The sequence below is a fragment of the Vibrio sp. 03_296 genome, from assembly GCF_002265885.1.
Map to the genome: position 1 here is coordinate 1 of NZ_NPKW01000813.1, position 478 is coordinate 478.

Below are 478 nucleotides of genomic sequence, written 5' to 3' on the forward strand. Positions count from 1 at the left end.
ATCAGGTTGTCGAAGACGTCGCTGTCATCGAAGAAGAACCCGTCGCCATCTTGGAAGAGGAAATCCAAGATTGGACAGTAGAAACCGAAGTGGTTGAAGAGATTCAGGATTGGCAAGTCGATGTCGAGGAGCCAGAAATTGCGCCCGTCGAGCTCGAACCTGAAATTGAAACCATTGAAGCTAAAGTAGAGCAAATCGCCGAAGACGTTCAGGTTGAGTTAGAAACGCAAACGTCTGCTAGTGAAAAGAAAGATTGGACCTCGACTCAACGAGATATCGCTTTCCAAGTGCTCTATTTTGATGTCAACAGCGTCACTTTTGCTGTTCCGTTGGATGAGTTGGGTGGCATCCATCAACTGACACAGTTGAACCACTTAATCGGCAGACCGGGTTGGTACCTTGGTTGCAACCAATCGGATCAGCAACTGGAGTGTGGTTGATACGGCACGTTGGTCATGCCAGACAAACTGGCGTGATG

The 478-nt window shown here is 48.3% G+C and carries 1 pseudogene; it reads left to right on the plus strand.

What is annotated here, in order from left to right:
* A pseudogene (locus CIK04_RS28090) lies at nt 1–440 on the plus strand (chemotaxis protein CheW); the annotation flags it as partial.
* Nucleotides 441–478 lie beyond the last annotated feature (38 nt).